Genomic DNA, 24,356 nt, shown 5'->3' with positions numbered 1-24,356 from the left:
AACTAGAAAATAGCAAATATTTACCAGTATAGGGCTAATATTTTACCACCAACTAGGTAAATTCTAATATTTCAAAATATCATCAACAATTTTCTCAATAGCATTAGCTTTTATACTATTTTTTAAACCTAGACTCATTTTTTCTAGGTTTATATTTTTTAAAATTTCAAAAAAATCATCTTTATTTAATTCATCTTCCGTTTGCAAAAAACATAATTCTTTATCTAAAATTGATTTTGCATTAAAATACTGATGATTTTTTGCAGCAAGTTTAAATGGTATAAAAAATGCTGGAAGATTATTTGCACAAAGTTCAAAAAGGGTTGAAGCTCCAGCCCTGCTTACACAAAAATCAGCTTCATTCATTTTTTTTACTATATCTTTTGTAAAATCAAAAACATCAACTTCTATATTTAATTTCTTATACTCTTTTTGTATTCGTTCAAAATCATTTTTTCCTGTTTGATGAATTATTTTAATTCCTAATTCATCTAATTTAGGTGCAAGTTCTATTGCAAACTTATTTATAATACTTGCACCCTGCGAACCACCAAAAAAAGCAATAGTTTTAATCTCTTTTCTTATCCTTGACTTTTCAAAAAACTCATTTTTTACTGGGTAATCTTTTATTGGTGAATTATCATGAAAAGATGAATAAAAAGCACTTGCAAATTTCATTGTTTTTTTATTTAAAGTCCCAATAACAGAGTTTTGTTCATGAATAAAAAACTTACAATCTCTTTTCAAAATAGCAGCAAAAGATGCAGGAGCAGCAGAAAATCCACCAACACTCACAACAATATTTATATTATATTTATATAAAAATTTTAAAGAAAAAAGAGATTTTTTAAACATATTAAACAAAGACTTTACTTTATTTAATCCACTTTTATTTACAACTCCACTTGTTTCTAAAAAAATGCTCTCTTTTATCCTACTATCATTTTCAAACCAAGATTTATCTTGTCCAGAAGTTGAACCAATATAAACTACTTCAAAACCTCTTTTTATAAATTCATCTATAAAAACATCTGCTATTTTTAGATGTCCACCTGTTCCACCACCCGTTATTGCTACAACTTTTTTCAAGAAACTCCTTTTTCACTTTTTACTGTTCTACTAATACAAAGTACCATTCCTATTGCAAAAGCATTTGCAAGTAAAGATGAACCACCATAAGAAACCATTGGAACTGCCATTCCTTTAATTGGTATTAAACCTGAAATTCCAAAAGAGTTTATAAAAAATGATAATATTATCATTAAAGCAATACTTGTACAAAATAGATAAAAAATCTTATTTTCAACAAGTTTTGCTATTTTAAAAATTCTCCAAATAATTGAGAAAAAAAGTATTATAATAAAGATAAAACCAATCCAACCAATCTCTTCAGTTATTCCAGCTAAGACAAAATCTGTATGAACTTCTGATAAAAATCCCATTTTTATCTCTCCAAACCCAACTCCTTTACCAAAAAAACCACCATTGTGAATTGCATTTAAAGATTGAGAAACTTGATATGGTTCAGGAAGATTTTCTACTCTAAATATCTTTTGCCAATCTGATGGAAGAAAAGCCAAAAAAGTATCTTGTGACATTGACCACCAAGAGTGAAATCTATTTATCCTATGAGGAGCAACAATTATTAAAGCAATAAGCCCAAATATACATAAAGCACACAAAGTTAATAATATTTTAATTGTTCTATTCGCAAATACTGTTAAAACTATCATTACAACTGCCAATAAAAAAACTTGTCCTAAATCTTTTTGGAAAAAAGCTACAAATATTACAACTAATACAAATACCCCAAAATATGGAAATAACATTTTAAATTCACCAAATAGATTTACTTTTGGTCTATGTATTATTTTTCTATAAAATGACCAAGATAAAAAATATACAAATCCTACTTTGAAAAATTCAACAGGAGATAAAGAAAAACCAGGAAGTCTTATCCATCTATTTGCTCCACCTGATGCAGTTACAAATGAAGATGGTAAAAATGGCATTATAAACATCAATAAAAATCCAATAGCAAAAAGGCTCATTCCAACTTTACTTATTACATAATATGGATTAAGTTTTGTAAATATCCATATTATACTTATTGATAAAAATGCTACAAGTCCTTGTCTTAATATAAAATGAAACTGATTATAAGAGAAAATTTCAACTGTATAAACAGATAAAGAATATGAAAATATTACACCAATAGTAATAAGTAAACTAACTAATATAAATAAAATATGATCAGCTTCGCTTAATTCTTTATTATCAAATAATTTGTAAATTGGGCTTTTAATATAATTTTGGATAAAATTCATACTCTATTATATAATATTATGGATAAAAATGACTTCAAATAACGACTCAATAGATAATAAATTAGATGAACAAAAAAGTAGATCAAGAAAATTCAGTTTTCTTATATTGGCTATTATATTTTTTATATTAGTTGTTAGCTTTTCTACTTATTCAACTATGAATAATTATAGAAAAACTCCAAAGATTGAATCTAGTAGAAGCGAATTAGCTGTTAGAGGAAATATTATTAGTCAAGATGGATTTAATCTTGTTACAAGTAAAAAACTTTATAAAGCGATAATTGATACTAGATATCTTGATTTCGAAAAATTAGACCTTTTTGTTAGCCTTTTTTCTATTTATAGTGGTTTAGACTACAAAGAGATAAGAGAAAAAATTGAATCTACAAAAAATAAAAAATCTAGCTTAGTTTTATCTTACAATATAGATTCTAAAACTGCAAAAAACTTAAAAGAACTTGATATTAAATTAAATTCATTAAAAGTATTCATTCCTTTAAAAAATGATAGTTCAAATCTTATTAGACTTGATATTATTGAAAGTGGAGAAAAAAGAGATTTTCTTTATGATGATTCCTTAAGTCCAATTTTAGGATATTTAAAAAAATCTGAAGGAGAAGATGGAAGAACTAAAGTATTTGGTGTAAAAGGTTTAGAAAGATTTTATGATTCTACTTTGAGTAATATGAAGAACGGTATATTAGAAGGTTTTAGAGATGTTTCTGGTTATTTATATTTTGATAAGGATTCAAAAACAATAAGAGCAATTGATGGTGACAGTTTACAGCTAAATATTCCATTAAAATTACAAAAAAACAATGAAGCAAGTTTAGATAAACATAAAGAAAGAACAAAAAGTGAAGAGATACTTCTTGCAATAGTTGAAAATAAATCAGGAAAAGTAATAACTTTGGCTTCTTCAAATAGATTTGATCCTGATAATATAAAACAAGATGAAATTAATTATTTAAATGTAAACGCTATTGAATATCAATTTGAACCAGGTTCTGTTATAAAACCTATATCTATTTCATTGGCTATTGATAAAAATAGAGTAAAAAAAGATGATATTTTTCCAACTTCTAATATTGAAAATAAAAAAGGAAAATATCGTATTGGAAGATATACAATTAGTGACTCACTAAAAAATTTTGATACTATTTCACTTGAAGATACAATAATCTATTCTTCTAATATTGCAACTTTGCAAATTGCACAAAAGATTCCTGCAATAGACTTTTATAATGGAATGATAAATTTTGGATTTACAAAAAAAACTGGCATTGATTTACCTTTTGAAAAAACTGGAGAACTTCCTGAATTAAGAAGATTTCAAGCTGGAGAAAAAGAAAATATTGATAATGTTTTTAAAGCAACTGTTGCATATGGACATGGTATGACTTCTACTTTTATGCAACTAATTAAAGCATTTACAGTTTTTAATAATGATGGATATATTACAACTCCAAAAATTGTTAATAAAATTATAAATAGAAATAAAAATTTAAATCCATTTGAGAATGATGATAAAATACAAATAATTTCAAAAGATACTGCACTATTTATGAAAAATATTTTGATAAAAACTGTAGAACAAGGTACAGGAAGAGGTGCAAAAGTTGAAGGAATTGAAGTTGGTGGAAAAACTGGAACAGGTAAAATTGCTGGTGGTTCTTCTGGTTACTTAAACGAATATATATCTTCTTTTATAGGTTTTGCAAATGATCATAAAGGAAATTCATATACTATTGGCGTAACTGTTATTAAACCTCAAGTTAATACTTCAAGCTACTATGCTGCAAGAACTGCTGTGCCAATCTTTAAAGAAGCTGTTTTAAATTTAGTCAAATTAAACTACTTAACACCTAAAAAAGATATAATTTCACAAAAATAACAAAGGATTGATATGAGCAAAAATAGATATGGGCAAGAATTAAAAGAATATAATTTTACAAAAGAAGAACTTTCAAAATTCAACTACGCAAAATTTACAACTTCTAAAGGTGAAATAATCTTAAATTTATTTAATCAAGAAACTCCAAATACAGTTTCAAATTTCGTAAGCTTAGTAAATGATGGTTTTTATAATGGTTTAAATTTTCATAGAGTAATTCCAGGTTTTATGGCTCAAGGTGGTTGCCCAAATGGAACTGGTACAGGTGGTCCTGATTGGTCAATAGCTTGTGAAGTTAATGCAGAAAAACAAATTCATAATAAAGGAAGCCTTTCAATGGCACATGCAGGTAGAGATACAGGTGGAAGCCAATTTTTTATATGTTTTGTTCCTTGCCCTCATTTAGATAGAAATCATACAGTTTTTGGTGAAATCACTAAAGATGATACAAAAAGTTTTCAAACACTAGATTCAATAAATCAAGGTGACAAAATAATTTCTGTGGAGATTTTAGAAAATTTATAACTTTAAGAAAGAGATAATCTCTTTCTTATTCTAATTATTATTATTTTCTGTATAATTTTTAATATTGTTAATAATAGAGTCACCGAAGCCTTTAATATTTCTAAGATCATCAGGTTTAGAGATAGTATTAGATTTTCTATATTCAATAATAGAATCAGCTTTTTTATCACCAATACCTTTAATAGACATTAGTTCTGATTTAGAAGCAGTTTGTAGATCAATAGCTCCTAAAAACAAAGCACCAAACAACATAATAAGTACAACAATTTTTCTCATAATTTCTCCTTTGTATGAATGTAAAAAATTATAACATAAATAATCGTTAAATAATAGATTTAATATTTATTATGATTTACTACAAATCTTAATTTTTTAATTATTAAGAGATTAGGGGAAGTTGTTGGGGTATGGGTATAAAAAAAGCTTAGCTTGCTTTATAAAAAGACATATAAAGAAAGCTAAGCTTTTGTAAAATATAAAATAAATACTCAAGAGTTGGCAGTGACCTACGTTTCCACAGGGGGACCCTGCAGTATTATCGGCGATGAAGTGCTTGACTACCAGGTTCGGAATGGGGTCTGGGTATTTCCACTTCTCTTTAACCACCAACAAATTTGAGTAGTAAAAGCTTATATCAAACTCTTAATACTCAAATCAGATTGAGTTAAATCTAATGCTAAAGTCTTCTTCATATAATATTGTCTAAAACAAACTACTAAGTATACACTTAATAAGATAGTAAAACCAAAGAATTCATAAAAAAAGCCAAACGTTCTATTAGTACTGGTCAGCTAAAGGGCTTACACCCATTACACATCCAGCCTATCAACCAGCTAGTCTTGCTGGGAACTTCAGGGAAAGTTCATCTTAGAGTTGGCTTCGAGCTTAGATGCTTTCAGCTCTTATCACATCCCAACGTGGCTACCCAACGATGCTCTTGGCAGAACAATTGGTACACCAGTGGTTGGTTCATCCCGGTCCTCTCGTACTAGGGACAAATCTCTTCAACTTTCCTACGCCCACGGAAGATAGGGACCGAACTGTCTCACGACGTTCTGAACCCAGCTCGCGTACCGCTTTAAATGGCGAACAGCCATACCCTTGGGACCGACTACAGCCCCAGGATGCGATGAGCCGACATCGAGGTGCCAAACCTCCCCGTCGATGTGAGCTCTTGGGGGAGATCAGCCTGTTATCCCCGGCGTACCTTTTATCCTTTGAGCGATGGCCCTTCCACACAGAACCACCGGATCACTATGACCGACTTTCGTCTCTGTTCGACTTGTAGGTCTCACAGTCAAGCTAGTTTATGCCATTATACTCAACAAGCGATTTCCATCCGCTTTGAACTAACCTTTGTAAGCCTCCGTTACTATTTAGGAGGCGACCGCCCCAGTCAAACTACCCACCAGACATTGTCCTGAATGAGGATAACTCATCGCAGTTAGTAACTCGAATATTCAAGGGTGGTATCTCAAGGATGGCTCCGACTCTACTTGCGTCTAGTCATCATAGCCTCCCACCTATCCTGCACATGAATATCCAAGCTACAGTGTCAAGCTGTAGTAAAGGTGCACGGGGTCTTTCCGTCTTTCCGCGGGTAGGAGGAATTTTCACCTCCACTACAATTTCACTGGATCCCTCTTTGAGACAGCTCCCATCTCGTTACGCCATTCATGCAGGTCAGTATTTAACTGACAAGGAATTTCGCTACCTTAGGACCGTTATAGTTACGGCCGCCGTTTACTCGGGCTTCGATCAAATGCTTCGCTTACGCTGACATCATCAATTAACCTTCGAGCACCGGGCAGGCGTCACACCTTATACATCCACTTACGTGTTAGCAAAGTGCTGTGTTTTTGGTAAACAGTCGGGAGGGACTCTTTGTTGCAACCTCTTTGGCTTTCGAAAGCAAGTTTCTATACCATAGTAGGCACACCTTATACCGAAGATACGGTGCTATTTTGCAGAGTTCCTTAAAGAGGGTTCTTCCACGCGCCTTAGAATACTCATCCCACCCACCTGTGTCGGTTTACGGTACGGGCAACATATAATATACTTAGTGGCTTTTCTTGGCACGACAGTATCATCGATTCTCCATCTCCTCCGAAGAGTGTCAAGAGCCTGTAAGATCTCGGTCTAATGTTAAGCGGATTTTCCTACTTAACAACCTACTTCCTTCGACCCACTATTCCATCAGTGTGCTCGATTAACTCTATGCGTCCCCACATCGCGCTTATATGTTGGTATTGGAATATTAACCAATTTGCCATCGTCTACTCTTTTCAGACTCGACTTAGGACCCGACTAACCCTACGATGACGAGCATCGCGTAGGAAACCTTGGGTTTTCGGCGTTAAGGATTCTCACCTTAATTATCGCTACTCATGCCTGCATGCTCACTTCTATCCGCTCCAGCACTCCTTACCGGTATACCTTCAACGCTGAATAGAACGCTCTCCTACCACTCAATTAAAAATTGAATCTAAAGCTTCGGTGTACATCTTAGCCCCGTTATATTTTCCGCGCAGAATCACTAGACCAGTGAGCTGTTACGCTTTCTTTAAAGGATGGCTGCTTCTAAGCCAACCTCCTGGTTGTCACAGTAACTCCACATCGTTTTCCACTTAGATGTAACTTAGGGACCTTAGCTGTTAGTCTGGGTTGTTCCCCTCTCGACAATGGATTTTATCACCCACCGCCTGACTCCTGTGATTACACATATAGTATTCATAGTTTGATAGGGTTTGGTACCGCGGTAAGCAGCCCTAGCCCATTCAGTGCTCTACCCCTATATGCTACTACACAAGGCTATACCTAAATATATTTCGGAGAGAACCAGCTATCACGAAGTTTGATTGGCCTTTCACCCCTATCCACAAGTCATCCCAAGACTTTTCAACGTCAGCGGGTTCGGTCCTCCACTGGCTCTTACACCAGCTTCAACCTGCTCATGGATAGATCACTTCGTTTCGGGTCTGCAGCATCTGACTATGTCGCCCTATTAAGACTCGCTTTCGCTACGGCTTCGCACTCGGCTTAACCTTGCCAGACACCACAACTCGCAGGCTCATTATGCAAAAGGCAGTCCATCACCCTGATAAATCATAGGGCTCTGAATGATTGTAAGCTAATGGTTTCAGGTTCTATTTCACTCTGCTCGCTGCAGTACTTTTCACCTTTCCCTCACGGTACTTGTTCACTATCGATCTGTAAGTAGTATTTAGGATTGGAGGGTGGTCCCCCCAGCTTCAGTCAAAATATCACGTGTTCCGACCTACTCAGGATACTATTAGTATTATTGAGAATTTTAATTACAGGAGTATCACCTTCTATGCTTTAGCTTTCCAACTAATTCTTCTATTCTCTTTAATTACACATTATAGTCCTACAACCCCCTATACAAGTATAGGGTTTGTCCTAATCCCAGTTCGCTCGCCGCTACTATGGGAATCTCAATTGATTTCTCTTCCTCTGGCTACTGAGATGTTTCACTTCACCAGGTTCGCTCCCCGCAGGGTAATATATATCTCTATATATTGGGTTGCCCCATTCAGAAATCCCCGGATCAAAGCTCTTTGGCAGCTCCCCGAGGCTTATCGCAGCCTAATACGTCTTTCATCGCCTCTTACAGTCAAGGCATCCACCATTAGCCCTTAATAGCTTATTTTTTGCCTATAAATATATATACTTAATATATATTTATAATTTGATAATATTCTTTGGCTACTATCTTATTAAACATACATCTAATAATCTAGTTGTGTTATATCATTATTGATATGAAATTTATTTTTAAACTCAAATATCTCTATTTAAATTTACGAAAAAATTTTAAAGACTTTAACATTATATTTTTAAATATCACTCTAGTTATGAAACCAGATATAAATTCTTAATCTCTCTTAAAAACTTATATCTAATCTCTTTTTCACATATATGGTGGAGAATAGCGGGATCGAACCGCTGACCTCCTGCGTGCAAAGCAGGCGCTCTCCCAGCTGAGCTAATTCCCCAAAAGATTATTTAATGGTGGGCCTATCAGGACTTGAACCTGAGACCTCACGATTATCAGTCGAGCGCTCTAGCCAGCTGAGCTATAGGCCCCTTCACCTACATGTGTTTCTCTAAATAACCTTTATAAACCGAACATATATTGTTAATTGTTTATCTATTAATAAGCAAATATTAATAGTTTTTCTTTGAAAGGAGGTGATCCAACCGCAGGTTCTCCTACGGTTACCTTGTTACGACTTCACCCCAGTCGCCAAATCCACTGTGGAAGGTAGCTACTTTAGCATCCCCGCTTCGAATGAGTTCGACTCCCATGGTGTGACGGGCGGTGAGTACAAGACCCGGGAACGTATTCACCGTAGCATAGCTGATCTACGATTACTAGCGATTCCAACTTCATGTAGTCGAGTTGCAGACTACAATCCGAACTGGGAGATATTTTATAAGATTTGCTCCACATCACTGTATCGCAGCTCACTGTATATCCCATTGTAGCACGTGTGTAGCCCTGGACGTAAGGGCCATGATGACTTGACGTCGTCCTCACCTTCCTCCTACTTGCGTAGGCAGTCTGTTTAGAGTTCTCAGCCAAACTGTTAGCAACTAAACACGAGGGTTGCGCTCGTTGCGGGACTTAACCCAACATCTCACGACACGAGCTGACGACAGCCGTGCAGCACCTGTATATAAGTTTCTGCAAGCAGACACCAATCAATCTCTTGAAAGTTCTTACTATGTCAAGTCCAGGTAAGGTTCTTCGCGTATCGTCGAATTAAACCACATGCTCCACCGCTTGTGCGGGTCCCCGTCTATTCCTTTGAGTTTTAATCTTGCGACCGTACTCCCCAGGCGGTACACTTAATGTGTTAACTGCATTACTGCAAGATCAAGTCTCACAACAACTAGTGTACATCGTTTAGGGCGTGGACTACCAGGGTATCTAATCCTGTTTGCTCCCCACGCTTTCGCATCTCAGCGTCAATAGTGTTCCAGTAGATCGCCTTCGCAATCGGTATTCCTTCTGATCTCTACGGATTTTACCCCTACACCAGAAATTCCATCTACCTCTCCCACATTCTAGATTAACAGTTTTCAAAGCAGTTCTATAGTTAAGCTATAGGATTTCACTTCAAACTTATCAATCCGCCTACATGCTCTTTACGCCCAGTGATTCCGAGTAACGCTTGCACCCCCCGTATTACCGCGGCTGCTGGCACGGAGTTAGCCGGTGCTTATTCATATAATACCGTCATTATCTTCTTATATAAAAGGAGTTTACGCACCGAAATGTGTCATCCTCCACGCGGCGTTGCTGCATCAGACTTCCGTCCATTGTGCAATATTCCCCACTGCTGCCTCCCGTAGGAGTCTGGACCGTGTCTCAGTTCCAGTGTGACTGATCATCCTCTCAAACCAGTTATGCGTCATAGTCTTGGTAGGCCATTACCCCACCAACTAACTGATACAATACAGGCCAATCTCTTACCGATAAATCTTTCCCTAATATACTTCTGCATATTAGGAATATAAGGTATTAGCAGTCGTTTCCAACTGTTATCCCTTAGTAAAAGGCATATTACCTATACATTACTCACCCGTGCGCCACTTAGCTGACAACTATAGCAAGCTATAGCCCGTTCTCGTTCGACTTGCATGTGTTAAGCACGCCGCCAGCGTTCACTCTGAGCCAGGATCAAACTCTCCATAAATTTTTATTTATTGATGTCTGAATCTGACTTTTTTGTTTTTAATTACTTAATTACAAAATTATCACTCAAAAGTTTATAGACAAGTTTCTATCATATTTATATCTCTATAAATACTAACTTGTACAAATTTTTATTTTTTTAACAATTATATATTCGGTTTATAAAGATTACTCTCTAAAAAAACCTATCAGATTTTAAAGAACTTATTTAACCGCTCTGGTCAAATTGGACGGGAATTATAATAGGAAAATTCTCCTTTGTCAAGAGCTTAACGCTTAATTGAAGCTTAAATTTGAAAATTCGTCCCCCTACACATAAAAATCACCTCTAATCGCCCTTAATATAAGGACTTCTCCTCTATTGGTTTTTGTAAATTTTATTTATTTATTTTAAATCAACAATATAATCTGCTAAAATTTCTAACTCTTCTTTGCTTTTTGTTTCTAAATGAGGTTTCATTATATTTTTAAATGCTCCTCCATAACTTCCATCTATATATCCATAAAATGAGAATAACAATTCTTCTTTTGAAAAGTCAATAATCGGTTTTGATACTCCAAGAGCAGAAAACTCTCCTTTTTCTCCATGACAAGAGCTACACGCTTTATATAAGTTTTTTGCATCTATCTCTTTTTCCATAAACTCATCTTCAATCATATCAGAATTAACTATTGCATCTTTAAATACATCTTCATTTTTAATCTCTTCTATATTATCAGAATTTATATTCTCTTTTTTTATACTTTTATCTTCACTTGAACAAGCTGAAAACAATACTATTAGGCTTATTAATAAAAAAATTCTCATATATTTATTCCTTTAACTTATATAATCAAATAAAAATTCATTTTTAAAATCAATTTTTACAAGACCACCTTTTTTTAATTTACCAAATAATATTTCATCTGTTAAAATATTTTTTATTTTTTCAGAGATAACTCTATTTAAAGGTCTAGCTCCCATAGATTTGTCATATCCTAATATTGCTAATTCATCTTTTGCTTTTTTACTTATCTCAATTTTAATCTTTTTACTTTCAAGTTGTTTTTCTAAATCTTCAATAAATTTTCCTACTATCTTAGAAACAACATCTATACTTAAGCTTTCAAAACTAATAACACTATCAAGTCTGTTTCTAAACTCAGGAGCAAAAAATCTATTTATTGCTCTATTTTCATTTAATTTATCATTTTTTGCAAATCCCATAACATTTGCTTCACTAACTCCAAGATTTGAAGTCATTATTAGAATTACATTTTGGAAATCAGCTTTATTCCCTGCATTATCTGTTAATTCTGCATTATCCATAACTTGAAGTAAAATTGACATCAAATCAGGATGTGCTTTTTCTATTTCATCAAGTAAAAGTACACTATGTGGATGTTTTCTTATACTTTCTGTTAAAAGTCCACCTTTCTCATATCCTATATATCCAGCTGGAGCACCAATAAGTCTTGAAATAGCATGAGCTTCCATATATTCACTCATATCAAATCTTTCAAAATGTATTCCCATTTGAAGTGATAACTCTTTTGCTACTTCCGTTTTTCCAACTCCTGTTGGTCCAGTAAATAAAAAACTTCCTATTGGTTTTTTATCAACTCCTAATCCTGCTTTATTTATTTTTATTGCTTGAATTATTTTAATAATAGCTTCATCTTGTCCAAAAACTCTTTTTTGCATATTTTTTTCTAAACTCTTTAATAGAGTTAAATCATTTTTAGTTGCACTTCTTGATGGAATATGAGCCATTTTTGCTATTGTATCTTCTACATCTTTTTGTGTAATTGTAATATTTGATTCATTTGATGTTTTTAATGTAGATTGCATAGATATTTTCTTAGATGCTCCAACCTCATCGATTACATCAATAGCACAATCTGGTAAAAACCTATCATTTATATACTTTTTACTCAATTCTACTGCACTAATTATTGAAGCTTTTGAATATTTCACTTTATGAAACTCTTCATATTTTGATTTTAAACCTTCAAGAATTATTATTGAATCCTCTATTGATGGCTCATTTATATCAACTTTTGCAAATCTTCTACTAAGTGCTTTATCTTTTTCAAAATCATTTCTATATTCACTAAAAGTTGTTGCTCCAATGCATCTTAGTTTTCCATTTGCTAAAAGTGGTTTTAAAATATTTGAAGCATCCATAGCACTTCCTCCAACACTTCCTGCTCCTACAATTGTATGTATTTCATCTATAAATAAAATTGCATTTGGTATTTTTGCTATCTCTTTTAAAAGAGATTTTAATTTTTTTTCGAAATCTCCTCTATATTTTGTACCTGCAAGCATTGAAGCCATATCAAGTGAAAATATTTTTGCATCTTCTAAAAATGATGGAACTTCCTTTTTAGCAATTTTTAGAGCTAATCCTTCAGCAATTGCTGTTTTACCAACACCTGGTTCTCCTACTAAAAGTGGATTATTTTTCTTTCTTCTACTCAAAATCTCAATTACTCTTGCTATCTCTTTATCTCTTCCAATTACTGGATCTATTTGTGATTTCTCTGCAAAAGCAACTAACTCACTTGAGTTTTCTTCTAATATTTTTTCACTTTGTTCTTCTTTTTTACTATCTTCATTATGTTCATCAATCTCTTTATGAGATATCTCTTCTAAAATATCTACTCTTTGAATTCCTAGTTTTTTTAATAAATATGTTGAATATGATTTCTCATCTTTTAATATGGCTACAAACATATCTTCAACATTTGCTTGAGTTTTTCCACTTCCTTGAGTATGCGCAACCATATATTCAATAGTTGATGATAAAGCAACAGTTTCTATTGGTTCATCAATTATTCCATCTGGAAGTTTTGGAGTATTTGAAGTTATATACTCTTTTAAATCTTCAAATAAAGCTTTACTATCAACTCCTAAATCATTAAACATATCTTTTATTGTATTGCTATTTATAAGCATTAAAAAAACATGTTCTAGTGTTAAATACTCATGTTGATTTCTTTTGGCAAAGTTAATTGCTAGTGAGAATACTTCTCTTAACTCTTTGCTTATCATTTTACTCTTCTTCCATTATAGCTTTTAAAGGAAAACCTTGCTCTCTTGCAAGTGTTTTTACCTGTGCAACTTTTGTTGAAGCAATTTCAAAACTATATATTCCACAAAGTCCTTTACCATTATTATGTACATTTAACATAATAGCTTCTGCTTCACTTATATTTTTTCTAAATACTTTTGTTAAAACATCTATTACAAAATCCATAGTTGAATAATCATCATTTAATAAAAAAACACTATATTTTTTTGGTTCTTCAACTTCTAAATCTTCATTTAACTCTATTTCTATCTCATTACTCACATAAAACCCTTATAAAAATTATGTTACTATCGTTTAAATTAAAACGAAAAAGATTATAACAAAAAAGAGATTATTATGAATATAAATTCAAAACAGTATATTGGAAAAGCTATTTTTGTAACTGCAACAAATACAGATGTAGGAAAAACTTATGCTTGTGAAAAACTATTAAACTTTTTTGCAAAAGAGGGTTTAAAAGTTGGTTATTTTAAACCAATTGAAACTGGTGTTATAGATAATCAACCATTTGATGGAACTAAATTATTTAGTTTAGCTTGTAGTTTAAATAATAATTATAATAAGCTATCTATTAAAGATGTTGTTCCATATCAATTTACTCTTCCTGCTTCTCCTTATGTAGCAAAAGGGAACACTATTATAGATATTGATTTTTTAAAAAAACAAAAAGATTATCTACTTGATTTTTGTGATGTTTTAATTATTGAGGGAGCTGGTGGATTAATGGTACCAATAGAGATTGATTTTTTTATGATTGATTTAATTAAAGAGTTTAATACAAAAGCTTTTTTGATAACTCCATCAAAACTAGGTTCTATAAATGACACCATACTTTCAATTGAAGCTTTAAAAAATAAAGATATAGAGTTTGAATTCTTTATAAATCTTTATAAAGATAAAGATAGCTTTGATAAAGTCTCAAAACCATTTTTAGAAGATTATTTTGCTAATTTGAAATTCTTGAAATAAATAAAATCAAATAAACTATCTAAATCTATTATAATTTATTAATCCCAATTATTATAATAAGCTTAAAAATATTTTGTATATTAAAAGATATAAATTGAATTCATTTTAATATTGGTATAACTTCATCATAAGTTTTTTATGTATAATCATTTTCATAAAAAATAAAAGAAAATTCAAAGAAAGGTTGAAAATATGATGACTTCTTCAATAGATTTATCTAAATTAACAGCGAAAGATGATTTGACTCCAGTTCTTGGTGGTTATTGGCCAGGGATTCAAATCTATTATCCTCCAATAAAGTTTAATCCCCTTGATGGATCTTACGAAAGTATGGAACAAGCAAAACTAAGACTACAAAAACATGCTTATAATACAAGAGCTCATACAGTTTTATTTGACTTAGAAGATGGTTGTAGACAAAAAGCTCAAAGTAGAGAACTTTTAATACAAGAGCTACCAAAATTTCCAGAAAGAGATTTTCAAATAGCTATTAGAATAAATCAATTTAGAACTGAAGAGTACGAAGAAGATTTAAAAATGTTAAAACAAATTCATCAATATGTTGATGTGATTGTATTGGCAAAAGCAGGTGAAGTATATGGAAGTGCAGAGATTAGAGATCTATCTTCATGGTTAATTTCTATTGGAAGTAATCTTACAATTCAACCAATTATAGAACACCCTAAATCTTTAAAGATTGCAGATAGACTTATGGAATATGCAACTGTAAAACATATTGTTTTTGGAATTCATGACTTTTCAAAAGCTATGGCTTATAAAATCACTCCAAAAGGATGGATGGATGAGCTTGAAACTTACTTTGATATGCTAACTTTAGAAGCAAGAATCAAAGGAAAAGGAGTGATTGGAGGAGTTGAAGTTCTTCTTACACCTCACTCTTTACCAAGTAATTGTGTAGAGAAAAAAGATATTAGAAGATGGCTAGATTTACATGGAGATGAAGCAAGTAAATATGTATATTCTCATGCACTAAGAGAGAGTGCAATGGGATTAACAGGGAAGCAAGTTATTACTCCAAATCATATAAACATCTGTAAAGTTGCATTTACTCCTAGTCCAAATGAGATTGCAAAAGATGTTTCAATATTAAAAGCTGCTATTGAAGCAGATGCACTTTTAAGTGGTGCAATTAGATATGAAGGAGAAATGTTAGATCCTCCAATGTTTGGAAAGTCATTACAAAATATTTTAAGAGCTTACGCACTTAAAAGCCTTACAAAAGAAGATGAGCTTTTTGCTCTTAGTGTTTTAAATAAAATGCCATTAAATACATTTAAAGAAAATTGGCCTTATGGTCAACTGTAATTTTAGGAGAATAAAATGAGCCAAACAGTAAAAATAGATATACCAGAATTTTTAAATATAGGTGTTGCTTGTACATCACTTCATGTTGGAACTCCAAAAGAGAACAATATTGCTATGATTATTGAAGATGATAAACTTGGAACTGATAAAATTTCATATAAAGATTTAGCAACAAAATCTGATCAAGTTGCAAACTTTTTCACACAAGAGATAGGACTAAAAGCAAGAGATAGAGTTTTAGTTTGTTTAAAAAACTCTTTAGCTTATCCTATTTCGTTTTTTGGTGTTATGAAAGGTGGAATGATTGCAGTTCCTACTTCAACACTTTTAAGTGGTAGCGAAGTTAAATATCTTGCAGAAGATTCTCAAGCAAAAGCTATTGTTTTATCTGCTTCAATGTATGAAAATCTTGTTCCTTATTTAGAAAACCTTGATAATCTAAAAACAATAATTATAGCTGGAGTTGATAGTGTTGAGAACTTCAAAAAACCAAAAGATATTGAAGTTTTTGCATTAAATTCGATATTTGATAAAAGTGATAAAACAGCAAATCACTATAATTCAAAATCAGGAGAACCTGCATATTTAGTTTATACTTCAGGAACAACAGGTTATCCAAAAGGTGTTTTACACTCACACAGATCTCTTGTTGGAAGAAAACCAGCAACTGATTTTTGGTTTGATTTCAAAGAGAATGACAGAATAATGCACTCAGGGAAATTCAACTGGACTTATGTTTTAGGTTCTGCACTTATGGATCCACTTTACAATGGTCATACAGTTATTGCATATGAAGGAGCTAATGATGCTTCAACATGGATTAATTTAATAAAAAAACATGAATGTACTATATTTATTGGAGTTCCAACAATTTATAGACAAATTATTCAAAAAACAGATTTTACTCTTGAAAATTGCCCTAGCCTAAGATATTGTATGAGTGCTGGAGAGCATTTAAGTGATGAAATGCTTGGACTTTGGAGAGATAGATTCAAACAAGATATATTTGAAGCTATTGGAATGAGTGAGTGTTCATACTATATTTCTCACTCAAAAAACAATCCAATAAGACCAGGAAGTGCTGGTTTCCCACAACCAGGACATATTGTAAAACTTATAAATCCTGAAACTTTAGAAGAAGTTGGAGTTGAAGAAGAGGGGATGATTTGCATTGGAGAAGATGATCCAGGATTATTTTTAGAGTATTGGCAACTTGAAGAAGAGACAGCCAAAGCAAGACATGATGGATATTTCTTCACAGGTGATTATGCTAGAAAAGACAAAGATGGTTATATTTGGTTTATTGGAAGAAAAGATGACATTATAAATACATTTGGATTTAGAGTAAGTCCACACGAAATAGAAAGAGTTGTAAAAACTCATCCAGATGTTGCTGATTGTGTAGCTTTTGGACTTGATATTGAAAAAGATAAAACATTAGTTGCTATTGCTGTTGTTGGTCATAGCACTTTAAGTAAAGAAAAAGAACAAGAGATTTTAAAATTTTCTCAAAATAATTTAGCTAAATATAAAGCTCCTAAAGAGATATTTTCTATGAGTGATTATCCTAGAACAAAAAATGGAAAAGTTCTTAGAAAACAACTTGTAAAAGATCTTCACGAACAATATTTTGCAATAGAAAAAGGTGAAGAAATTGTTGAATATAAAGCAAGAAGATCAATGCTTTTAGTACCACCATATGATTTACATAAAATGGAAAAAGCAAGAACTGTTTTAGCAGATACAGTTATTTTTGATCTTGAAGCTATTTTAGAAGAGCAAAGAGAAGCTGGAAGAACAGTTATTAGAGAAACATTTAAAAAAGATGGTCCTTTGTTTGGAGAGAGTGAAAGAGTAATAAGAGTAAATAATCTTGGAAGCGAAGATCTTAAAAGAGATTTAGAATTAGCAAAAGAGATTGAAATAGATGCTTTACTGTTTTCTAAAATTGATACAAAAGAGGATGTTTTAAAAGCAGCTAAACTAATAGAAGAAGTTAATCCAAATCTTACTCTTATGATTATGATAGAAACTCCTTTATCTGTTTTAAATATACATGAGATTTGTGCAGCAAGTCCAAAAGTTGAAGTTGTTGTTGTTGGTTCAAATAAACTTGCAAATAGACTTCAAATAGATATAAAAAGAGGTTCAAAAGCAATTGTTACATATTTAGCACAAATTGCACTTGCTTCAAAAGCGTACAATAAGATGGTAATAGATGGACCTCACTTTGATGTTCAAGATGAATTTGCTTGTGAAGATTCAACAAAAGATGCATTTAATTTAGGATTTGATGGGAAATCTTTAATTCATCCAATTCAAATTGATTATATCAATGATATTTTTACTCCAAAACAGAGTGAAGTTGAAGATTATGAAGATATGATAGAAAAATATGAAGAAGCTACAAAGCAAGGAAAAGAAGTAATATTACATAATAATAGATTAGTAGATTCTTCAAGAATTGTTTGGGCTAGAAAAATGATAAAGCTTTACGAAACATATAAAGCTTTAGGTCAAAATTTATTTGGAAAATAAGGAGTTTTACTTGTCAAAAATAAGCAATAAAATTAATTTTGGGAACTATTTTGAAGATTTTAAAATTGGTCAAAAAATAGTTCATCCACTTCCAAGAACAATTAGTGAAGGTGATGTATCTTTATACATTGCTTTTACAGGTTCTAGATTCTCTTTACACTCAAGTGATATTGTAGCAAAAGAGTTTGGTTATAAAAAAAGACCTTTAGATGATCTTTTAATGTTTCACTTAACATTTGGAAAATCTGTTCAAGATATATCTTTAAATGCAATTGCAAACTTAGGATATGCAGAGATATCTTTTCCTAATCCAGTTTATATAGGAGATACAGTTTCTATGACTTCATCTGTTATTGGATTAAAAGAGAATTCAAATGGAAAAAGTGGAGTTGTTTATGTTCATTCAATTGGAATGAATCAAAATAATGAAGAGGTTTTAAATCTAAAAAGATGGGTAATGGTTCATAAAAAAAATCACTCTATTAAAAGTGATATAAATGAAGTTCCATCATTTGAAAAAGCAACAAAAATTTTAGATGAAATTAATATTCCAAAAATTTCTTGTGTAGATACAGATGCAAGTGGTGGAAAATATTTCTTTGAAGATTATGAGCTAGGAGAAAGACTTAATCATCCTGAGGGAATAACTGTTGATGATAGTGACCATACTTTAGCAACAAAACTTTACCAAAACAATGCAAAAGTACATTTCAATGACCATATGATGCAAAGCACTCCAATGAAACAAAGATTAATGTATGGTGGAGTTGTGATTTCAATGGCAAGAACAGCTTCATATAATGGTTTACAAAATGCTCAATGGATTTATAGCATAAACAGTGGAACTCATAGTAATCCTACTTATGCAGGAGATACAATTTATGCTTATACTGAGATTTTAGAGAAAATAGATCATAAAAGAGAAGATATTGGTCTTTTAAGATTAAGAACTATTGCTCTAAAGAATATATCTTCAAATGAGATAGAAGATGCAAAAGGTGAAGATGGTAAATATCTTCCAAATGTAGTTTTGGATTTAGATTACACAGTAATTATTCCAAAAAAATCAACAAAAAAATAAATAATTTAATTTAAAATAAAGGAAAAAACGATGACACACCCAAATCAAGCACTATTTGAAGCTGGTAAATCTTTACCAATTATCCCAACTTGTGAGCACTTTGCAGGAAGCGAAAAGCTAATCCTAAAAGGTTTTGAAATGCAAAAAAAACTAGGTCCTGTTTTTGATATCACTTGTGATTGTGAAGATGGAGCAGAAACTGGTAAAGAAGTTGAACATGCACAAATGATAGTAAGAGTTGTAAATTCTGATGCTAACCCATTTAAAATGGCTGGAACAAGAATTCATGACCATTCACATAAAGACTGGAGACAAGATGTTGATATATTAGTTGCAGGAGCTGGAGAAACTCTTGCATATATTACTCTACCAAAATCAACTTGTTATGAAGATGCTAAAACACAAATAGAGTATATTCAAAAAGTAGCAAAAGAAAATGGAATTAAAAGAGAGATTCCAATTCATGTATTAATTGAAACTCATGGAGCTTTAAATGATGTTGAAAAGATTGCAACTCTTCCTTGGCTACAAGTTTTAGATTTTGGTTTAATGGATTTTGTTTCTGGTTATCAAGGAGCGATTCCAGCAATTAATATGAGAAGTCCTGGACAATTTGAACATAGATTGATTTCTGCTGCAAAAGCTAGAGTTGCACAAGCAGCTATTCAAAACTATGTAATACCTTGTCATAATGTTACTCTTGATCTTAAAAATCCTTATCAAACATATAAAGATGCTGAAAGAGCAAGAAATGAATTTGGATTTATGAGAATGTGGTCAATTTACCCAACACAAGTACAAGCTATTGTTGATGCTATGAAACCAGACTTTACAGAACTTGTAGCTGCTCAGAATATTTTAATTAAAGCTCAAGATGCTGAGTGGGGACCAATTCAATATGATGGAGAACTACACGATAGAGCAACTTATAGATATTTTTGGGAATTAGTTCAAAGAGCAAAATTCTCAGGAGTTGCACTTCTTCCAGAAGCAGAAAAAAGGTTTTTTGCTTAATTCTTATAAAGCTACTCTTTTTCAAGGGTAGCTTTTTTTATAAAATATTTCAAAACTAAACAATATATTAAATTTAAAGATAAAATTAGTCTCATAAAAGCAATTTTTATAAAGTGCATTGCTATAATCTAGAGATTTCAAATAATAAAGAAGGAAAATTTATGAGTAAAAAAATTACAGAACAAGATATTATAGATTCAGTTGCATCTGCATGTCAATTCATCTCTTTTTATCATCCAGAAGACTTTGTAAAAGGTATGGTAGAAGCTTATGAAAATGAAAAAAGTGATTCTGCAAAAAATGCTTTAGGTCAAATTTTAATAAACTCAAAAATGTGTGCAATGGGACATAGACCTCTTTGCCAAGATACAGGTAGTGTAAATATTTTTGTAAAAGTTGGTTTAAAAGCAAATCTTGATATTACAAAAAATCTTGAAGATTTACTAAATGAAGGTGTTGCAAAAGGTTATACTGATCCAGATAATACTCTTAGATTTTCTGTTGTAAGTGATCCTGCTGGAAAAAGAACAAATACAAAAAACAATACTCCAGCTGTTATTCATGTAAGTGTTGATAACTCTGATAAATTAGATATCACTGTTGCAGCAAAAGGTGGAGGAAGTGAAAACAAATCAAAATTTGCTGTTTTAAATCCAAGTGATAGTATTTATGATTGGGTTATGGCAAATGTAAAAGATATGGGTGCTGGTTGGTGTCCTCCTGGTATTTTAGGTATAGGAATTGGTGGAAACCCAGAAAAATCTATGCTTTTAGCAAAAGAGTCTTTAATGGGTCATGTTGATATTCATGAATTAAAAGCTAGAGGGGCACAAACTCCTCTTGAAGAGTTAAGGCTAAAACTTTACGAAGATATAAATAAACTTGGAATTGGTGCTCAAGGTCTTGGTGGATTAACAACTGTTTTAGATGTTAAAATCTTAGATTATCCTTGTCATGCTGCATCACTACCTGTTGCTATGATTCCAAACTGTGCTGCAACTAGACATATTCATTTTGAATTAGATGGAAATGGTTCTGCAAAATTTGAAAAACCAGATTTAAGTATTTGGCCAGATCTTGAACTTCCAATGGATACTATTAAAAGAGTAAATATTGAAGATTTAACAAAAGAGAATCTTTCTCAATTTAAATCAGGGGATACTCTACTTTTATCAGGAAAGATTTTAACTGCACGTGATGCTGCTCATAAAAAAATAGTTGAGTATAAAAATGCAGGAAAACCTCTTCCAAATGGAGTTGAGCTAAAAGATAAATTCATCTACTATGTAGGACCTGTTGATCCTGTAAAAGGTGAAGTTGTAGGACCTGCTGGACCAACTACAGCTACAAGAATGGATAAATTTACAAAAGATATGATGGAAATTGGGATTATGGGAATGATTGGTAAAGGTGAAAGAAAACAACCTACAATCGATTTAATAAAAGAGTACAAATCTATCTATTTAATTGCAACTGGTGGAGCTGCATATTTAATTTCTCAATCAATCAAAGGTGCAAAAACTCTTGCATTTGAAGAGATGGGAATGGAAGCTATTTATGAATTTGAAGTTAAAGATATGCCTGTTACTGTTGCAGTTGATACAGAAGGTAACTCTATTCACACAACTGGTCCTGCTAAATGGAGAACTATAAATAAATAGTTTATTACAAAGAGTTTTTTACTCTTTGTAATCACTTTATCTTAAATTTAACTTAAAAAGTCAGATTATATTGCTTTTTTGACATTCTCAATACTATTTTTTGGTACTATTTTGCTTTTATTTGTTAGGAATTATATTTATGAATTTATTAGAAGATTTAAAAGATTACTTAGGTTTTGCAGTTGCTGGAAACTTTGCAAACCATTTAGGAGAAGCTGGAGAAGCTGACGGTTTTGCACTTATTAAAACAGAAGAAGAAAATGCTCCAAAAGGTATGTTTCCTTTTTATATAAAAGGTCATGATAGTTTTTTAGGAACTTATCCTATTTGCGACGAAATTGTCTTAACTCATGGAAGAGAAGATGATAAACTACAAGTTGAGGCTGAAGTTGCACTTATTTGTGATTTTGTATATGAAAATGAAAAAGTTGTTGATATTGTTCCTAAGTATTTTAGTGCTTTTAATGATTGTTCATTAAGATTTCAAGATGGAAGTAAACTTAGTACTAAAAAAAATTGGGGAGAGAAAACAAAAGGAATATCTCAAGATATAATTCCTATTGATAACTTCACAGAAAAAGGGATTTTAAGTAAATATCATATCTCTTCTTTTATAAAAAGAGATGGAATTGTATATGATTATGGGACAACAAGCTCTGTAAAATCATATAGCTACTTTTTTGAAAAATTAAAAAATTGGATGATTGATATTTTAAATTGTCAAGAGGATTGTGGTCCGCTAGAAGAGTTGGGTCAATTTTTACAAAATGCACATAAAGCTAAAGGAATAGTAATAGCAGCAGGTGCAACAGCATATACAGATTTTGGTAAAAAGAATTTTCTAAAAAAAGATGATGAAATTTTTGTATATCTTTACAATGCCCACGCTCATAGTTTTCAAGATATTATGAATGATATGTGTGGAATGGATACATATTTAGGTCAGTGTTCAAAACTTCATCAAATAGTTAAATAAAAGAGTTTACTCTTTTATTTAAAATTTATACTCAATACTAGCTATATATTTATCATAATCTCCATATAAAGTCTGTTTAGAATCAGCTTTTACATTTACATATTTAAATTCAGCACTTAACTCTTCCATAAAATTATATTTCAATCCTAAATTAAGCTCTCTTTCTTCTAGTCCAGATTTTGTATCAGTATCATATCTTGTGTATCCATATAGAGCATTAAATATAAATCTCTCTTCAATATTTATATTTATAGAACCATAAAGAGTTCTAGCATCTTTAGAATATGATTGATTTGCATCTACAAATGGTGTTATTGTATCTCCAAAATACCACATACTTGTAGCACCACCTTTATCACTAGTTACAATTCCACCTGCTGTAAGTTTTAAAACCTCAACTTTTCCAAATATCTCTGCATGAGCTATATATCCATTTGATTGATTTGTAGCATCTCTATATTTACTTGTAAGATTACTTCTTGCATATTCAAGCTTTAATCCACCATGTTCTAAATCAAATCCTGTTTTAAGACCATAGAATTTTATTGCATCTGGAACTTGATAAAAATATGGATTAAAATCAAATCCTTCTATTGCTCTATCCTTTATATCAATTGTATAGATACCTTTATTAAATCCCTGTTCTTTATAGTTACTATGAAAATCTTCGCTTACATCTATTCCTGATTCTGCTTGTCTATCTGAATATGCTACTGTTAATAATACATCTGGAATAGCACTAACTTCAATCATTGCACCTTGTTGATAATTTTTAAACCATGCTAAATCAGCTTCATATCTTCCTGCTTTAAAAATAAATCCCTCTTGTAACTCATATTTTAAATATGCTTGAGTCATTAAAAGATTGTTTCCATGTAAACCTAAACCGTTTGGTTCAGCACCATTTTTCCAATCATCTCTATTCTTTTCAGCTAATTTAAGATTTCCTTTTCCTTCTATTCCTAAACTAAAGTTATACACATCTGCTGTATTATAAAACAGTGATACATGTGCATTTAAATAAGATTTGTCTTTACTTTTATCATTATTTTGTGACTGCATATAAGCAGCTGCACTTCCTTCATAAACTCCATGAGTTAAAGCATCTGTTAGCATATCAGCATTTAAACTACTTAATAATAAAGATGCACTGATTAATGATAGACCTATTTTTTTCATCTTTTTCCTTGTTTTAAACTTTATTTAAAAGCTTTTTTATAGATTTTTAGCTAACACTTTACTTAAA

The 24,356-nt window shown here is 31.6% G+C and carries 16 protein-coding genes, 2 tRNA genes and 3 rRNA genes; 9 read left to right on the top strand and 12 right to left on the bottom strand.

Annotation, left to right across the window (positions count from 1 at the left end):
• Positions 1-63 precede the first annotated feature (63 nt).
• Both ATH_RS02410 and ATH_RS02405 read right to left on the bottom strand, forming a co-directional pair.
• Positions 64-1,089, bottom strand: a complete 1,026-nt coding sequence (locus ATH_RS02410) for a UDP-N-acetylglucosamine--N-acetylmuramyl-(pentapeptide) pyrophosphoryl-undecaprenol N-acetylglucosamine transferase (protein ID WP_066390656.1) — start codon at positions 1,087-1,089, stop codon at positions 64-66.
• The gene (locus ATH_RS02405; RefSeq protein WP_083190988.1) at positions 1,086-2,327 is read right to left on the bottom strand and encodes an FtsW/RodA/SpoVE family cell cycle protein; all 1,242 of its coding nucleotides are present in this window, start codon (positions 2,325-2,327) and stop codon (positions 1,086-1,088) included. Before ATH_RS02405 ends, ATH_RS02410 begins: the two co-directional genes overlap by 4 nt.
• 28 nt (positions 2,328-2,355) lie before the next feature.
• On the opposite strand from ATH_RS02405, the gene ATH_RS02400 reads away from it, so the two are divergent.
• Positions 2,356-4,221, top strand: coding sequence for a peptidoglycan D,D-transpeptidase FtsI family protein (locus ATH_RS02400; protein WP_083196687.1), 1,866 nt, complete (start codon positions 2,356-2,358; stop codon positions 4,219-4,221).
• 12 nt (positions 4,222-4,233) lie between these two features.
• A complete protein-coding gene (locus ATH_RS02395) occupies positions 4,234-4,746 on the top strand; it encodes a peptidylprolyl isomerase (RefSeq protein ID WP_066184978.1) in 513 nt (170 codons plus the stop codon).
• Between the two features lie 30 nt (positions 4,747-4,776).
• Here ATH_RS02395 and ATH_RS02390 read toward each other — a convergent pair whose 3' ends face one another.
• The 9 genes from ATH_RS02390 to ATH_RS02350 all read right to left on the bottom strand — a co-directional run bounded on the left by ATH_RS02390 (position 4,777) and on the right by ATH_RS02350 (position 13,806).
• Positions 4,777-5,022: a ComEA family DNA-binding protein gene (locus ATH_RS02390; protein WP_130234640.1), complete on the bottom strand. Its 246-nt coding sequence runs from the start codon at positions 5,020-5,022 to the stop codon at positions 4,777-4,779.
• Between the two features lie 217 nt (positions 5,023-5,239).
• Positions 5,240-5,356 (bottom strand): 5S ribosomal RNA (gene rrf, locus ATH_RS02385).
• A gap of 146 nt (positions 5,357-5,502) precedes the next feature.
• Positions 5,503-8,416 (bottom strand): 23S ribosomal RNA (locus ATH_RS02380).
• Positions 8,417-8,686: 270 nt separating this feature from the next.
• Positions 8,687-8,762 (bottom strand) — tRNA-Ala (locus ATH_RS02375).
• Positions 8,763-8,776: 14 nt separating this feature from the next.
• Positions 8,777-8,853 (bottom strand) — tRNA-Ile (locus ATH_RS02370).
• Positions 8,854-8,951: 98 nt separating this feature from the next.
• Positions 8,952-10,469, bottom strand: a 16S ribosomal RNA gene (locus ATH_RS02365).
• The 16S, 23S and 5S rRNA genes sit together here with 2 tRNA genes alongside, the layout of an rRNA operon.
• Before the next feature lie 384 nt (positions 10,470-10,853).
• Positions 10,854-11,276: a c-type cytochrome gene (locus ATH_RS02360; RefSeq protein ID WP_066183218.1), complete on the bottom strand. Its 423-nt coding sequence runs from the start codon at positions 11,274-11,276 to the stop codon at positions 10,854-10,856.
• 12 nt (positions 11,277-11,288) lie between these two features.
• Entirely contained in the window at positions 11,289-13,505 is a 2,217-nt protein-coding gene (gene clpA / locus ATH_RS02355; RefSeq protein ID WP_066183214.1) for an ATP-dependent Clp protease ATP-binding subunit ClpA, read from the bottom strand.
• A 1-nt stretch (position 13,506) separates the two neighbouring features.
• A complete protein-coding gene (locus ATH_RS02350; protein ID WP_066183212.1) occupies positions 13,507-13,806 on the bottom strand; it encodes an ATP-dependent Clp protease adaptor ClpS in 300 nt (99 codons plus the stop codon).
• A gap of 75 nt (positions 13,807-13,881) precedes the next feature.
• Here ATH_RS02350 and bioD point away from each other — a divergent pair, with 75 nt between their 5' ends.
• The 7 genes from bioD (at position 13,882) to ATH_RS02315 (ending at position 23,110) form a co-directional block, all read left to right on the top strand.
• Entirely contained in the window at positions 13,882-14,514 is a 633-nt protein-coding gene (gene bioD, locus ATH_RS02345) for a dethiobiotin synthase (RefSeq protein WP_066183207.1), read from the top strand.
• A 192-nt stretch (positions 14,515-14,706) separates the two neighbouring features.
• Complete coding sequence (locus ATH_RS02340) at positions 14,707-15,840, top strand: HpcH/HpaI aldolase/citrate lyase family protein (RefSeq protein WP_066183204.1); 1,134 nt, start codon at positions 14,707-14,709, stop codon at positions 15,838-15,840.
• A gap of 15 nt (positions 15,841-15,855) precedes the next feature.
• On the top strand, positions 15,856-18,378 hold the full coding sequence (locus tag ATH_RS02335) for an aldolase/citrate lyase family protein (RefSeq protein ID WP_066183201.1): 2,523 nt from the start codon (positions 15,856-15,858) through the stop codon (positions 18,376-18,378).
• 10 nt (positions 18,379-18,388) lie between these two features.
• Positions 18,389-19,459 (top strand): MaoC family dehydratase, encoded by a 1,071-nt coding sequence (locus ATH_RS02330; RefSeq protein ID WP_165595839.1) that lies wholly within the window; start codon positions 18,389-18,391, stop codon positions 19,457-19,459.
• A 30-nt stretch (positions 19,460-19,489) separates the two neighbouring features.
• Positions 19,490-20,473 (top strand): HpcH/HpaI aldolase/citrate lyase family protein, encoded by a 984-nt coding sequence (locus tag ATH_RS02325; RefSeq protein WP_066183198.1) that lies wholly within the window; start codon positions 19,490-19,492, stop codon positions 20,471-20,473.
• Positions 20,474-20,634: 161 nt separating this feature from the next.
• A complete protein-coding gene (locus ATH_RS02320; protein ID WP_066183196.1) occupies positions 20,635-22,134 on the top strand; it encodes a fumarate hydratase in 1,500 nt (499 codons plus the stop codon).
• A gap of 139 nt (positions 22,135-22,273) precedes the next feature.
• Positions 22,274-23,110, top strand: coding sequence for a DUF5718 family protein (locus ATH_RS02315; RefSeq protein WP_066183193.1), 837 nt, complete (start codon positions 22,274-22,276; stop codon positions 23,108-23,110).
• An 18-nt stretch (positions 23,111-23,128) separates the two neighbouring features.
• Here ATH_RS02315 and ATH_RS02310 read toward each other — a convergent pair whose 3' ends face one another.
• Complete coding sequence (locus ATH_RS02310; RefSeq protein ID WP_066183190.1) at positions 23,129-24,289, bottom strand: Opr family porin; 1,161 nt, start codon at positions 24,287-24,289, stop codon at positions 23,129-23,131.
• Between the last annotated feature and the right edge of the window lie 67 nt (positions 24,290-24,356).

Source organism: Aliarcobacter thereius LMG 24486, assembly GCF_004214815.1.
Taxonomy (GTDB): Bacteria; Campylobacterota; Campylobacteria; order Campylobacterales; family Arcobacteraceae; genus Aliarcobacter; species Aliarcobacter thereius.
This window is presented reverse-complemented; position numbering and strand designations above follow the sequence as displayed.